The following is a 14,505-nucleotide window of genomic DNA, read 5'->3' as shown; positions in this document are numbered from 1 at the left end:
AACAAGTGGTAGCTCCTTGCTGGGGGTGCCCTACTTTACTTGGCCCGGTGCCATTCTGTCGGTCGGCCGTGGGATGCTCCTGGCATGTCGGCGTCGGAATCCATGGCGGAGGGGCTCTACGAGAGTCTGCACACGAGTCGACTGGAACGTGCCGTACGCCAGCACCTCGACTTGAAGCCCGAGTACCGTGCCGTGCCTGAGGATGAGGTTCCGGAGGTGCTGGCCCGTCACGTGCGCGACGTGGTCAATCGTCGACTGTTAGACATCTCTGCTGAGCGACGTCTGAACTTCACGAACGACATCCTGCGCTCGTGGGGGAGCGAAGAAGATGTGTTGGTACGGCTTGATCATCTGATCTCGCTCTACGACGCCACCAGCCTCACAACACAGGTTGCTCGCCGGCCGATCACGCCGCTGTCACTCACCAAGCTCTTGACGAATGCTCCGGGGGAGCCGGGCATCGGGCAGGAGTTGGCCCGGGAACTTGAGAGCGCTGACAGCGTTGATTTGTTATGTGCGTTCATCCGGTTCCCCGGGGTACGGATCATCAAGGACGAACTGGAACGGCTCCGGGAGCGCGGGGTCCCCATTCGGGTGATCACGACGACCTACACCGGCACGACGCAACGCAGCGCCCTGGACATGCTGGTCCGAGAGCTGGGAGCGCAGGTCAAGGTCAGCTATGACACGAGCAGTACGCGACTTCATGCCAAGGCGTGGCTGATCAAGCGGCACTCGGGCTACGACACCGGCTTCGTGGGCTCGTCGAACCTGACGCAGACCGCACTGCTGGATGGCGTTGAGTGGAACATCCGCATCTCGGCCGTCGCTACGCCCGACCTGGTCCGGAAGTTCGAGGCCACCTTCGAGACGTACTGGAACGAACCGGGTTTCGAGACCTACGACCCGGATCGCGATGCAGCGAGGTTCGACGCAGCTGTCAACCGGGCGAGCACCTGGGGGCCCGGGCTGCGCTTCGACGGTGTGGATATCACTCCGCTGCCGCACCAGGTTGCCGCCCTGGAGGCATTGGCCGCCGATCGGGAAGTCCACGGCCAGCATCGGAACCTCGTGGTTGCTGCCACCGGGACCGGGAAGACCATGCTCGCGGCACTGGACTACCGGCGACTGGCGGAGCAGCAGGGCCGGCAACCGTCCTTGATGTTCCTTGCACACCGCAAGGAGATCCTCGAGCAGGCGATGCGGACCTACCGCAACGTACTGGCTGACGGCGCCTTCGGCGAACTGTTGGTGGACGGGGCCATGCCCACGCGCTGGCGCCACGTCTTTGCTTCGGTCCAGTCCATGGCGAACCGGCTCGACGACCTGGCCGCAGACACCTTCGAGGTGATGGTGATCGACGAGTTCCACCATGCGAGCGCGGCAACGTACAAGCGCATCCTGGAACATTTCACGCCCCGGGAAACCCTCGGCCTGACTGCTACGCCGGAACGAACCGATGGGATAGACGTCCGCGACATCTTCACCGGCGGCTCCTCCTATGAGCTCCGATTGTGGGATGCCCTGGAACAGGACCTGTTGTGTCCGTTCCACTACTTTGGCATTGCCGACAACACCGACCTGACTGGGATCTCGTGGAGCGGTGGCCGCTACTCGATAGAGGCCCTGGATTCCTTGTACACCGGCGATGACGCGAGGGCCAGGCTGGTGTTGCAAGCCTTAGCGGATCACCTCGGTGACGTGCAGGAGATGAAGGCGATGGGGTTCTGCGTGTCGGTTCGTCACGCCGAGTACATGGCTGAGGTGTTCAACCGGGCTGGCATCTCTGCCACCGCTGTCACTGGCGAGACGTCGTCCCACGAGCGTGACAGTCGGTTGCGACGGTGGCGCGAAGGCGAGATCAAGATCATCTTCAGCGTGGACGTCTTCAATGAAGGTGTGGACGTCCCTGAGCTGGACACCATTTTGATGCTGCGCCCAACAGAATCAGCCACCCTCTTCCAACAACAGCTCGGTCGCGGTCTACGCAAGGCCCCAGACAAGGCGGTCCTGACCGTGCTGGACTTCATCGGCCAGCATCGAAGGGAGTTCACATTCAGCGATCGCTTCGCCGTCCTGGGTGGGGTGACAGGTCGCGAACTTGAGAAGCAGGTGGCGGACGGCTTTCCGTTCCTGCCGTCCGGTTCACGCATCGTGCTTGACCGCGTGAGCCAGGACATCGTGCTCAGCAACATCAAATCCAGCGTGCGGCGCAGCCGTACCGATCTCGTCCGCGATCTTCAACGAGTGGGCGATGTCGGGCTCCAGCAGTTCCTGGCGGCCACGGGCCGTGAGGCGGTCGACATCTATCGCGGTGGGAAGTCATGGACCGGGCTGCGGGCCGACGCGGGCTTTACCAGAAGGCTGGACGAGGCTGAGCAGCACGTCGCGAAACGGCTGGGCAAGTTCCTCATCGTCGACGACGCCAGTCGGGCCAATGCCTACCGCGTACTCGCTGACCCGGCAGGTCCACGGGCCGCTGAGCTCGATCTCACCCACCAGCGGTATGGGCAGATGCTGCTGTCGCTGCTCTGGGCCGGGGACTGGAGGGTCATGTCGACTCTGGACGAGGGTCTGTCGCGGCTACGTGCCCTTCCTCGCATGGCGGAAGAACTACGCACAGTCCTTGACGTGTCGCTGGGAGCCACGCGCCATCTGGCTCAACCGATGTCGGGCACCCTGTCGGATCTTCCGCTGCGGACCCACGCGACCTACCACCGGGAAGAGATCCTCACGGGGCTCGGCTGGGCGACCTTGGGTGGCAGGTCGCCGCACGGCCACTCGACCGGAGTGCTGTGGGCTGCCGACGAGGGAGTCGATGCCCTACTCGTAACACTTCGCAAGAGCGAGGGCGACTTCAGCGCGCACACGATGTACCGCGACTACCCGATCAGCCTGAACCAGTTCCACTGGGAATCCCAACACAACACTGACGAGACCTCACCGACCGGCCAGCGTTACATCCACCATGCTGAGCGAGGCAGCTCTGTGGTGCTGTTCACCCGCGTGCACCGCGTGGGCGAGCTCGGCTCGGAGCCGTACGTCTGTCTCGGGCCAGCGACTTACGCTGAGCACCGCGGCAGCCGTCCGATGGGCATCACCTGGCAGCTCGATCGCCCGATGCCCGGCGACATCTTTGCCGCCGGTGCCGTGGTGGCCTGATCCACGACCCGCGCCGCTGACGATCACATGCTGATCATGGCGCGCAGCTCGGTATTGTTGCCGCCCATGATCACCCGGCTGCTCGGCCCGATGCGCACCGTCCTCACCCACCGCGTCACCTTCGGCACCACCCCCGGTGGTGAGCCCGTCGCGTACGCGGTCAGCCAGGGCGTCGACTCACCACTCAGCGTGATCGACCTGGCCGGGCGGCGGATCGCCGACGCCCCGATGCCAGGCAGCACGGGCGCCTGGGGGCTGCAGGGCGGACCCGACGGACACGCTTGGTTCGGCTCCTACTACGACGGCCGCTTCTACCACTGGGACGGTGAACGGGTCCACGACCTGGGTCGCCCCACCCCGGACACCGAGTACACCTGGGACCTGGCGCGGCTCGACGACAGCTCGGTGCTGATCGGCACCTACCCCGACGCGTCACTGGTCCGGTACCACCTCGACGGCCGCTTCGAGCTCGTCCGCAGTTTCGGCACCGACGCGGTGAAATATCTGCGGGCCCTGTGCTGGGATCCCGATCGTCGGGTGGTGTGGGTGGCAGCCGGGGTTGCCCCCAACCGGGTCCACGGGGTGTATCTCGACGATCCGACCCGCGAACCGCTGACCCTCACCGGACCTCACGAGGGCGAGGTCGCCCATCAACTCGCCTACCTCGACGGCCGGCTCCTGTTGGTCACCGGCAACCGGGTCTGGGTGGCCGACCTCGACACGCTCACCGTCACCGAGGTGACCGGCGGGCAGGAGCCGACCACCGGCGGCGGGACACTGTCGGCGGCCCATCAGGGCGGCACCTACCTGGCCGGCACCGGCGATCGGCTGCTGCGGCTCGACCTGACAAGTCTGGAGTTCACCGAGGTCGCCCGCGATGGGCAGCACGCGGTGCTCGGCTCGACCGTGCACGACGACACGCTGCACCTGTTCGTCGGCCACCAGGCCCCGGAACTGCTGCAGGTCCGAGACGGTGCCGTACGGTCACGCGTCGCGGCCGACGTGGTCGCCACCCCGCCGCACATGCTGCACGTGATCGGCTTCCCGAGCGGCCCCGAGCTCGTGGTGTCGGCCGGACAGCAGGGGCAGGTCGCCCGCTGGGATCCGACCACCGACACCCTCGGCACGCCGGTCACCGTCGAGCAGGTCGAGTCCTGGTGCTGGTACGAAGGCCAACTGCTCATCGGCGGCTACCCGAGCGCCTCGCTGCGGTCGTGGGACCCGACCAGTGACGCACCGCCGGGCCACCTGATCAGCCTGCACGACTCGCACCACCAGTCCCGGCCGGTCGCGGTAGCCGCCGGTGACGGGGTCGCCTGGCTCGGCACCACGCCCGGGTACGGACTGCGTGACGGTGCGCTGACCCGGGTCGACCTGGCCAGCGGAGACGCGACGGTGATCATGTTCCCGGACGAAACGGTCGCCGCGCTCGCTGTTGATCATGGTGCGACTGCCCGGCAGGGGACTCCTGGTGATCATGGTCGCGCTGGTGATCATGCCGTGCTGGTCGGCACCAGTCCCGAGGCAGGCACCGGAACTCCCGAGCACGACGGCTCGGGCCGGCTGCTGCGGCTCGCCACCGACGGCACTGAACTACGCAGCGTCCCGGCACCCCACGACGCCCGGTTCATCAGTGACATCACCCGGGTCGGCGACGCGTGGTGGCTGCTGGCCGACCACTGGCTGTGCCGATTCGACCCGGTCACCCTCGAGACCGCCGAGGCCCACCAACTCGCCGAGGGAGCGAATGGCCGCGGTCAGATCCTGGCGCACGGATCGTCACTGCTCGTCCTCACCGGCGGCACCGTCCGGCAGGTCGAGCCGGGCACCGGTCAGGCCGCGGTGCTCGCCGACGAGGTCCTCCGGATGGCCATCACCGACGACGCCCTGTGGTGTGTGGTCCGTCCCGAGGCAGGCGGCGCTGCGGCGACCGACTTCCTCCGGATCGACCTGCTCGACCTCAGCTGAGCGGACCGGCGAGCCAGCGGTCGAGGAAGTCGTACGACAGCTTCCTGATCTCGGTCGGGAAGTCGTGGGGCCCACCGCCCATCAGCATGGTGAACCGGTCCTCGTGGCCGAGGTGGAGGTACAGCTCGCGTACCGACTGCAGCCCCTCGGCGATCGGCGCCCAGTTCGGGAAGATCCGGTCGACCTGGCCGAAGTAGTTGAAGATCGGGGTCGGTGCGACCAACGCGACGATCTGGTTGAAGTCGAACGGCACTCGCAGCCGCGCGAACTCCTCGGTCAGCCGGGGCAGGTGGGTGTACCAGTCACGCTCGCCCCACTGCAGCGCCTTGGCGTTGCGGCGCAGCGGGCTGAACCCGCACGAGTTGACGACCGCCTTCACCCGATCGTCCAGCCCGCCAAGGAAGAACGCGTTGTAGCCGCCGAGCGAGTGGCCGATCACACCGATCCGCTGGTCGTCGACGAACGGCAGCGAACCGAGGGTGTTGACGGCCGTCATGTGGTCGGTGAGGTTGCGCGCCATCATCGACGAGTCCGGATGGTCTTGGTAGAACGGCGCGGTGTGGTACGGCTTCAGGCCGGGGTAGATCCGCTCACCCGCGGTCAGGCAGTCCGGCGCGATCACCACGTAACCGCGCTCGGCGAGCTCGACGCCGTACGGCCTGGACCCCTCACCGTGGTGGGTGACACTCGTCTTGCCGTCCGGCTTGGTCGAATGGCAGGCGATGACGGCGGCCCGGGGCTCGGAAATCCCTTGTGGGACGAGGATCTCGGCCGGCACCAGCCCGATCGCCCCACCGTCGAGGTGCACCAGCCACCGCTCGAAGGTCTCGTCCGGGCCCTGCGTCTTCTCCCGTACGGTGATCTCGCCCGACCCCGGCTCGTCGAGCCGCCCGATGTAGTCACGCCACACCCCTTCGATGACCCCACGCCGCTCTGTCCAGTCCTCACCGTCGGGGAGGATCGGCGGCGGGCTGTCGCTCGCATCGAGGTCGAAGAGGCTGGTGCTCAGCGGGTTCTCGTCGTCGGTGTGGGGTGCGAGGCGGATCGTACGGTCAGTCACGGTCGAAGTCTCCCGGGTCGGCTGCTCGGAGGTTATTGGCCCCCATCAAGGTCGTCAAGGTGATGACCACAAAAGCCGACCGGGGCCGCCGGGCACGTCAACCCACGCCCGGCAAGGCCCATCAGCGCGGATCACTCGTACGGAGCGGCGTCACAGCGACACACGTGGAGCATGCATCCAGCTGTGTCACTGTGGCGCCCGATCTTACGACGAGGTCGACCATCTCGAGCCCGGCGGGCAGTCCACCGACTGGCGTCCGAGGTCGTACGCCGTAGTCTGCGAGGAGTTCCGACAGTCGGAGCAGACCATGATCATCCCCGTACTGGCGGAGGCCCGATGACGACACGTGAGTTGCGTACCCCCATCCTGGTCGTCGGCGGCGGCCTCGGCGGGGTGGCGGCAGCGCTGGCCGCAGCGGAGAACGGGCAGCGGGTCGTGCTGACCGAGCAGTACCGCTGGCTCGGGGGCCAGTCGACCTCCCAGGCGGTGCCGTTCGACGAGCACCCCTGGATCGAACGCTTCGGCGGCACTCGCCGCTACCGGCGACTGCGCAGCGGGGTCCGCGACTACTACCGTGCCCACTTCCCGCTCACCGAGCGGTCACGCAACACGCCGAACCTCAACCCGGGTGCCGGGGTGGTGTCGAAGTTGTGCCACGACCCGCGGGTCGCGGTGGCGGTGATCGACCAGCTGTTGCTGCCACACCTGGTGTCGGGTCGGATCACGGTGCTGCAGCCGGTGGTCCCGGTGGCCGCCGACGTCGACGGTGACGTCGTACGGGCCGTCACGTTGCGTGACGAGGCGGGCGAGTTGATCACCGTCGCCGCCGACTACGTGATCGACGCCACCGACACCGGCGAGTTGTTGCCGCTGACCGGCACCGAGTACGTGACCGGCTTCGAGGCCCGCGCCGAGCACGACGAACCGAGCGCACCGGACACCGCGCAGCCGATGAACATGCAGGCCGTCAGCATCTGCTTCGCACTCGAGCACGTCGACGGCGACCACACCATCGAGCGCCCCGCGGGCTACGACCGGTGGCGCGACAAGCAGGTCGACTTCTGGGGTGACCGGCAGCTCAGCTGGACCTCCCCCGACCCACGCACCCTCGAGCCGGTGCTGCGCACCTTCAACCCCAACCCCGGCGACGACGTACACACCCTCGAGACGGACCAGAGCTTGGGTCCCGGCGACACCGAACTGTGGCTGTTCCGCCGGATCGCGGCCCGCGACCACTTCGAGCCGGGCTTTTTGGCCTCCGACATCACGATGGTCAACTGGGCCATGATCGACTACTTCGACGCCCCCGTGATCGACGTCGACGACGCGCCGCAGCGGTTGGCCGAGGCCAAGGAACTCTCGGCGAGCGCGCTGTACTGGATGCAGACCGAAGCCCCCCGACCTGACGGTGGTGCCGGCTGGCCCGGGCTGCGACTGCGTCCCGACGTGATGGGCACCGACGACGGTTTCGCGATGGCCCCCTACTACCGGGAATCGCGCCGGATCAAGGCGGTGCGCACCATCACCGAGAACGATGTGTCGCTCAACGTTCGGCCCGACGGTCGGGCCGCCGAGTTCGCCGACTCGGTGGGGATCGGGATGTATCGGATCGACCTGCACCCCTCGACCGGTGGCGACAACTACATCGACGTGCCGGCCAGCCCGTTCCAGATCCCGCTCGGTGCGCTGCTGCCGCAACGCGTCCGGAACCTGCTGCCGGCGTGCAAGAACATCGGCACCACCCACATCACGAACGGCTGCTACCGGCTGCACCCGGTGGAGTGGAACATTGGCGAGGTCGCCGGGCTGCTGGCCGCGACCAGCCTCGCCGAGGGCACCACCCCGCACCAGGTCCGGGGCGACGCCGATCGGTTGGCCCGGTTCCAGGATTTCCTCACCGGCCAAGGGATCGAGCTCGCCTGGCCCGACGAGGTTGCCGGCTACTGATGGGCGCGACCATCGAGCCGGTCGGCTCGCCACTGGTCGGGCACAACATCCGTACCGCCTGCTTCGGTCACCTGCCCGACCGGACCCCGGTCGCGACGCTGCCGACCTTCGGTGAGCCGGCGAAGCTCAACCTGGTCAACGCCGAGACCGGTGCCCTGATCGGCGTCCACCCACTTCCTCACAAGACGACGGCCTACTACTCCGGCATCGCTCCCGACGGCACCGCGTACGTGGCCGGACAGACTCCGGGTGCCAACCTGTACCGGCTCGACGCGACGAGCACCACGTTGCGTGACCTCGGTCCGCCGCTGGACGGGGAGACCCACCTCACCCGACTGACCGCCTTCGCCCCCGACGGCACCTTGTACACCGGCACGTTTCCCCGTGGCCACGTGGTCTCCTACGACCCTCGGGCCGACGCGTTCACCGATCTCGGACCGGTCGCCGAGGGGGAGCAGTACGCCCGGTCCACCGCCACCGACGGCTCGACGCTGTGGGTCGGCACCGGCACCCACGCCCGGTTGTTCGCCCGCGACCTGGCCACCGGCGACACCGTCGAGGCCGAGCTGCCGCCGCCGTACGCCGGCACCCAGAACTTCGTCAACGACCTGCACGTCCGCGACGGGATCCTCTTCGCGTACCTGGCGCCGGCCCACGCGTGGGCGGTGTACGACACCCGCAGCCGGACATGGCGCGCACCGCTGACCGACATCTCCGACACCATCATCACCGAGGCCGTGGCCGGCGTCGTGTACTACGTCGCGCAGGACGCCAACCTGCACGCGTACGAGCTCGCGACCGGAGCCACCACGACCGTGCTGGACAACGGACTGCTCGGACGCAACGAGGACCAGGGCATCGGTGTGCTGCAGCTGTCGGACCCCGAATGGCCCGGCAGCACCGTCGTCGGCGCCACCCTCGACGGACGGCTGTGGCACTTCAGCCCCACGACCGGGCGGTTCCGGTTCGTCCGGACCGGAGCGGAGGGTGGTGCGCTCAAGATCGCCGCCCTGGGTTTCGGACCCGACCGTCAGTTGTACGCCGCCGGCTTCATGACGCCCGGCCTGATGGCCCGCATCGACCCGACGACGCTGAGGAGCACCCCGCTGCCGGGCGTGGTGCAGGCACAGTTCATCGGCTCACTGACCCACCGTGACCGGTCCAAGCTGTACGTCGGGAGCTACCTGGACGCCGGCATCTGGCAGCTCGCTCCCGACGCCGTGTGGGACCACCCCGAGAACCCGCGTCGGATCGCCCGGCTGGACCACCTGGGGCAGGAGCGTGTGCTGACCGTGGTCGACGCCGGTCAGCATGGCCTGGCCGCCGGAACCCTTGGGGTGAAGGGAAACCCGAGCGGCAGACTCACCCTGCTCGACGCTGACACCGGGGCCGTGACCCACAGCCAGGAGCCCGTCCCGGGCCAGTCCGTGGCGTCACTGCTGCTCGCCGACGGGTCCACCACGCCAGTGTTGATCGGAGGGACGACCAGCGCCCAACTCGGCGTCCACGACTGGCCGGACGCGCACCTGTTCGTCTTCGACCTCGTCACGTCACAGACCCACGCCGTCATGGCCCCGGTGCCCGGCGCTCACAGCATCCATCAGTTGGTCCGGTTGTCCGACGGACGGGTGTGGGCGTTGGCGTCGGACTCCTCGATCATCGAGGTCGACCTCGTCCACACCGGGTCGGTGTCCGAGCCGTACCGGCTGCGGACCACCCACCGGCTCCAGCTGTTCGGAGAACCCGTCGAGGCGGGCAACTGGGCCGATCCACAGCTCTCGCTGCGGTGGCACGGCGACACCGCCGATGCCACGGAGGACCTGTTGGTCGGCAGTGCAGCCGGCAAGGTGTTCACCCTCGACCCCGCCACCGAGGAGGTCACCGTGCTGGCCGACGGGTCGTGTGCCACCCCCGGACCGGACGAGTCGATCTTCTTCGCCAGGCTGACCAAGGTCTTCCGAATCACCCCGGTGACCTGAATCGGCCACCTGACCCGGCGACGTACGCGACGCACGACTCCGGGATCGACCAGCGGCTGCAGAGTGAGCTGTTGATGGCCTCAATTCCGCATCTTGCGCCCGAAACGTGCCAAAACTCGGTAAGTTGCTGGGCAACAGACCGAAGCTGCACCCACCCGAAGCACGATCCCCCACCGATGAGGAAAGGGAAACGGCCTTGACCGAGCAGACAGCGGATTCGACATCCGACGGCCCCCCACCACTGACACGTAATGCCGACCTGAGCGACTCGCAACGGTCGACCGTACGCAAGTCCGTGATGGGCGCGATGGCCGGCAACGCGATCGAGTGGTTCGACTACGGCATCTACGGCTACCTCACCGGACACCTGGCCAGCCAGATCTTCGGTGGTTCCGACGGCGCCCTGCTCTGGACGCTGTTCGGCTTCGCGGTGTCGTTCCTGATCCGCCCGATCGGTGGCGCGATCCTGGGGCCGCTGGGCGACCGGATCGGTCGACAGAAGGTGCTCGTCTTCACGATCTTGATGATCTCGATCTCGACGGCCTGCATCGGCCTGCTGCCCACGTTCACCCAGGTGGGCTGGCTGGCACCGATCCTGCTGTTCACGCTGCGCATCATCCAGGGGTTCTCGGCCGGTGGCGAGTACGCCGGTGCCGCGGTCTACATGGCCGAGCACGCGCCCGACGACCGGCGCGGCTTCTGGGGCTCGTTCCTGGAGTTCGGCACGCTGCTCGGCTTCTCCGCCGCTGCGATCCTGGTGACCGCGATGGAGTTCATCATCGGCGCCGAGGGGATGGAGGCCGGCTGGTGGCGGCTGCCGTTCCTGCTGACGCTGCCGCTGGGCCTGGTCGCCCTGCTGCTGCGATCCAAGCTGCACGAGTCGGAGACCTTCACCGAGGCGCAGGAGCAGGACACCCGCAGCAGCGCCCTGCAGACCCTCGGCGACCTGATCACCAAGCAGCCCAAGCAGTTGCTCAAGATCATGGGCCTGACGATCCTGATCAACACCGCCTTCTACCTGGTGTTGACCTACATGCCCACGTACCTGAACAACTCCCTGGAGATGGACGCCACCCAAGCGGGGCTGATGCTCGTCGGGGTGCAGTTGGCGATGATGGCGGTGATCGTCCCGTTCGGACGACTCACCGACAAGATCGGGCGGAGACCGATGCTGCTGACCGCAGCTGCCGGGTTCGTCCTGTTGTCCATACCTGCGATCCTGTTGCTCGACACCGGCAACGTCGCACTCCAGATGCTCGGCCTGGCGATCTTCGGCCTGATGCTGGTGATGTTGCTCTGCAACATCTCCGCCACCCTGCCGGCATTGTTCCCGACAACCCTGCGGTACGCCGGCTTCGCGCTCGGCTACAACGTGGCGACGTCGCTGCTCGGTGGGCCTGCGGGTCTGATCAACGAGTACCTGATCGAGGCGACCGGATCGACACTCGTTCCCGGCGTCTACATGACGATCGCCGGCATCATCGGCCTGATCGCGGTGTTCACGTTCAACGAGACGGCCGGACGCAGCCTGCGCGGTGACGTCGTCCCCGGTGACGACGACGCCGAACGAGTTGCCGAGGGCGAGGAGCTCGTCGGCAAGGTGAACGCCTGACGCCCTCGGTTGTCGCCGGCCTGCGGGAAGCAACCGGGCAGTGCGCTTGTTGTCCCAGACATGAGCGCGCTGCCCGTTGCCGTCCTCGACCGCGCCAACGCCCGGGAGGATGAGGCCCCCGAGCAGACCCTCGCGCACGTCATCGATCGGGCCCGCCACGTCGAACGGCTGGGCTACCGCCGCTTCTGGGTGGCCGAGCACCATGGTGTGCCGGGCATCCTCGGCTCGACGCCGACGCTGTTGATGGCGGCCCTCGCCGCCCGGACGTCGCGGATCCGAGTCGGCTCCGGCGGGGTCATGGTGCCCGCCCACCAGCCGTTGGTGGTGGCGGAGCAGGTCGCCACCTTGGAGTTGCTCCACCCCGGGCGGATCGACCTCGGCCTGGGCCGATCGCTCGGCTTCACTCCGGCCGTACGGGCCGCGCTGCGCCACGACGAGACCGCAGCAGAGAGGTTCGGCGACGACATCACCGAGCTGCAGTCGTACCTGAACGGCACCGCCCCGATCACCGCGCAGCCGCCGAATCACGCCCGCACCCCGCTGTTCGTGCTGGCCACTCGCCAAGGCCTCGAGTTCGCCGCCCGCGCCGGGCTGGCGGTCGTCCTGGGAGGGCCCGGGGTTCGCCCCGACGGCAGCGCCGTCGAACACCCGGGGATCGCCCGATACCGCAAGGACTTCCGGCCGTCGGCCTGGTTCGACGCACCGTACGTGATCGTCGCCACCAACATTGCTGTCGCCGACACCACCGCGGCGGCCCGCGACCTGCTCGTCCCCGAGGCGTGGGCGCTGGTGGCGTCCCGGCGCACCGGCGCGTTCCCACCCTTGATCAGCTCCGAGCAGGTTGCCATGATCAACAAGTCCGAGCAGGACGTCCGTCGGCTGACCGAACACCTCGCCGGCGGGATCCACGGCACCCCGGACGAGGTGCGCCGAGCCGTGACGGACATGATCAACTTCACCGGCGCCGACGAGCTGCTCGTCACCGGCGACAAGTACGACCACGCCGCACAACTGCACTCCGACGCCCTGTTGATCAACGCCCTCAGCACCTGAGGCTTCAGCCCGTCGGGAGCCCCTCGACGCGCTCGGGGACCGTGGGTGTGGCGTCCGTCGAGCTTGTCGAGACGTCAGTCGTTGAGCACCCGCGCCACTGCAGCCTCGACGAGGTCGTGCACCTGCTGCTCGGAGAACAGCCCGGGCAGCGTGAGGCGTTCCAGGATCAACCAGTTGAGGGCGAGCTGCAGCAGTGTCACCGAGGTGGCGTCGCCGGGCAGTCCGGAGGCGGCGTGGTGGGCGACGTTCTCGTCCATGTCGCGTCGGATCCGTTCGGTCAGCACCGCTTGGAGTTCAGGTCGCCGAGTGGCCTCCAACCGGAGCTCGAGCAGTGCGAGCTGCCCGGAGCCGAACGACGACACGCGTTGCACCAGCTCGTGCATCAGCTCGGTGAACCGGGCCCGATCGGGCGTCCCCTCGCGGCTGCGCGCCATCGTGGCGTCGTCGGGCAGCAACCGCTCGTACACCCGACCGCCGATCTGGGTGAACAGGTCGTCGCGGTTGGTGAAGTAGTTGGACGCGGTCCCCGCCGGTACGCCCGCCTCGGTGTCGACCGCACGGAAGGTCAGGCCGCGGGCGCCCTGGGTCGCCAACACCTCGATGGCGCCGTCGATCAGGGCCAGGCGTCGTTCCGGGTTGCTTCGCACTTGTACCACTCCAGATGTAGTAGTAACGTCCAGACCACTACGTTCACAGTACTCCACGAAAGGCGGTCACATGCGCAAGTTCGTCTACTACGTCGGTGCCTCGCTCGACGGCTACATCGCAGGGCCGAACGCGGAGTTCGACTTCTACCCGGTGTCGGAGGACCAGCTCGGCTTCATCAACGCGCGCTACCCCGAGACGGTGCCGACCCACCTCCGCAAGCCGTTCGGCCTCGAGCACGCTCCCAACCTGGCCTTCGACACCCTCGTGATGGGCCGCGGCACCTACGAACCCGCCCTCGCCGTGCCGACCACCAGCCCGTACGGCCACCTCCGCCAGTACGTGGTCTCGACCACTCTCACCATCGACGACCCGACCGTCGAGGTGGTGCCGGAGGACCCGATCGGTCTGGTGCGTCGCCTCAAGGCGGAGGACTCCCACCTCGACATCTGGCTGTGTGGCGGCGGCAGCCTCGCCGGTTCCCTGCTGCCGGAGATCGACGACCTCATCGTCAAGAGCTACCCGGTGGTGGCCGGTGACGGCATCTCGATGTTCACCGGTGGTTTCGACCCGACACCCTTCACCCCGACCGACCGGCACACCTTCGACAACGGCACCCAGGTGACCTGGTTCAGCCGAACCGACTGACACCCGGGTCAGCGGCGCTCCCGGAAGCTGTCCAGCGGGCTGCGGGCGGTCGAGCTGATCACGACCTCCCCGGGGAGACCGGGGACGAACAGGTCGGCCAGCCGGACCCGGCACTCCACCGAGGTGGTGATCGTGGTGGGCACCCCGATCGGGGTCTGCCAATTTCCCGCTACCCGCACCGTCGGATCGCACGCCAGCCCGGCGCCGGTCAGGTTGGCCGCCGCAGCCGTACGACCGGCGGTCAGCCCGGCGGCACTCGTCCGTTCCAGGCTGGCGGCCCGTGCACCGGCCCGGGCGGCATCGGTGACCGCCTGGTCGGCCAGTGCGAGGCGGGCGCCGGCGACGACGACCAGGACGAACACGAGCAACACCGGGATCACGATCGCGGCTTCCAGTGACGAACTCCCACGGCCACCCCGCGCGCGGCGGCC

Annotated in this window: 10 protein-coding genes; 7 read left to right on the top strand and 3 right to left on the bottom strand. The window is 67.8% G+C overall.

Features of this window, described 5'->3' with window-relative positions; translation table 11 throughout:
• The first annotated feature begins 84 nt into the window (after positions 1 to 84).
• Complete coding sequence (locus tag ACQBAU_RS18335; RefSeq protein WP_465257081.1) at positions 85 to 3,162, top strand: DUF3427 domain-containing protein; 3,078 nt, start codon at positions 85 to 87, stop codon at positions 3,160 to 3,162.
• A 36-nt stretch (positions 3,163 to 3,198) separates the two neighbouring features.
• Positions 3,199 to 5,130 carry a hypothetical protein gene (locus ACQBAU_RS18330; RefSeq protein ID WP_465257082.1) on the top strand — a complete coding sequence of 644 codons (1,932 nt, stop codon included), beginning with the start codon at positions 3,199 to 3,201 and terminating at the stop codon, positions 5,128 to 5,130.
• Here the strand turns inward: ACQBAU_RS18330 and ACQBAU_RS18325 are convergent.
• Entirely contained in the window at positions 5,123 to 6,190 is a 1,068-nt protein-coding gene (locus tag ACQBAU_RS18325; RefSeq protein WP_465257083.1) for an alpha/beta hydrolase family protein, read from the bottom strand. The genes ACQBAU_RS18330 and ACQBAU_RS18325 overlap by 8 nt on opposite strands.
• Positions 6,191 to 6,526: 336 nt before the next feature.
• Between ACQBAU_RS18325 and ACQBAU_RS18320 the strand changes: the two genes are divergently transcribed.
• From ACQBAU_RS18320 to ACQBAU_RS18305, 4 genes are all read left to right on the top strand, one after another.
• A complete protein-coding gene (locus ACQBAU_RS18320; protein ID WP_465257084.1) occupies positions 6,527 to 8,137 on the top strand; it encodes an FAD-dependent oxidoreductase in 1,611 nt (536 codons plus the stop codon).
• A complete protein-coding gene (locus ACQBAU_RS18315) occupies positions 8,137 to 10,116 on the top strand; it encodes a hypothetical protein (RefSeq protein ID WP_465257085.1) in 1,980 nt (659 codons plus the stop codon). Before ACQBAU_RS18320 ends, ACQBAU_RS18315 begins: the two co-directional genes overlap by 1 nt.
• A gap of 196 nt (positions 10,117 to 10,312) precedes the next feature.
• Complete coding sequence (locus ACQBAU_RS18310; RefSeq protein ID WP_465257086.1) at positions 10,313 to 11,728, top strand: MFS transporter; 1,416 nt, start codon at positions 10,313 to 10,315, stop codon at positions 11,726 to 11,728.
• Between the two features lie 60 nt (positions 11,729 to 11,788).
• A complete protein-coding gene (locus tag ACQBAU_RS18305) occupies positions 11,789 to 12,781 on the top strand; it encodes an MsnO8 family LLM class oxidoreductase (protein WP_465257087.1) in 993 nt (330 codons plus the stop codon).
• A gap of 74 nt (positions 12,782 to 12,855) precedes the next feature.
• Here ACQBAU_RS18305 and ACQBAU_RS18300 read toward each other — a convergent pair whose 3' ends face one another.
• Positions 12,856 to 13,428, bottom strand: a complete 573-nt coding sequence (locus tag ACQBAU_RS18300; protein WP_465257088.1) for a TetR/AcrR family transcriptional regulator — start codon at positions 13,426 to 13,428, stop codon at positions 12,856 to 12,858.
• A gap of 70 nt (positions 13,429 to 13,498) precedes the next feature.
• Here ACQBAU_RS18300 and ACQBAU_RS18295 point away from each other — a divergent pair, with 70 nt between their 5' ends.
• The gene (locus ACQBAU_RS18295) at positions 13,499 to 14,074 is read left to right on the top strand and encodes a dihydrofolate reductase family protein (RefSeq protein WP_465257089.1); all 576 of its coding nucleotides are present in this window, start codon (positions 13,499 to 13,501) and stop codon (positions 14,072 to 14,074) included.
• A gap of 8 nt (positions 14,075 to 14,082) precedes the next feature.
• Here the strand turns inward: ACQBAU_RS18295 and ACQBAU_RS18290 are convergent, their stop codons facing one another.
• Positions 14,083 to 14,454: a TadE/TadG family type IV pilus assembly protein gene (locus tag ACQBAU_RS18290; protein WP_465259420.1), complete on the bottom strand. Its 372-nt coding sequence runs from the start codon at positions 14,452 to 14,454 to the stop codon at positions 14,083 to 14,085.
• Between the last annotated feature and the right edge of the window lie 51 nt (positions 14,455 to 14,505).

Source organism: Carbonicoccus niuqiaonis, assembly GCF_050157065.1.
GTDB lineage: Bacteria > Actinomycetota > Actinomycetes > Propionibacteriales > Propionibacteriaceae > Avipropionibacterium.
Note: the sequence above shows the minus strand (reverse complement) of the source record. Positions and strands in the feature narration are given on the sequence as shown.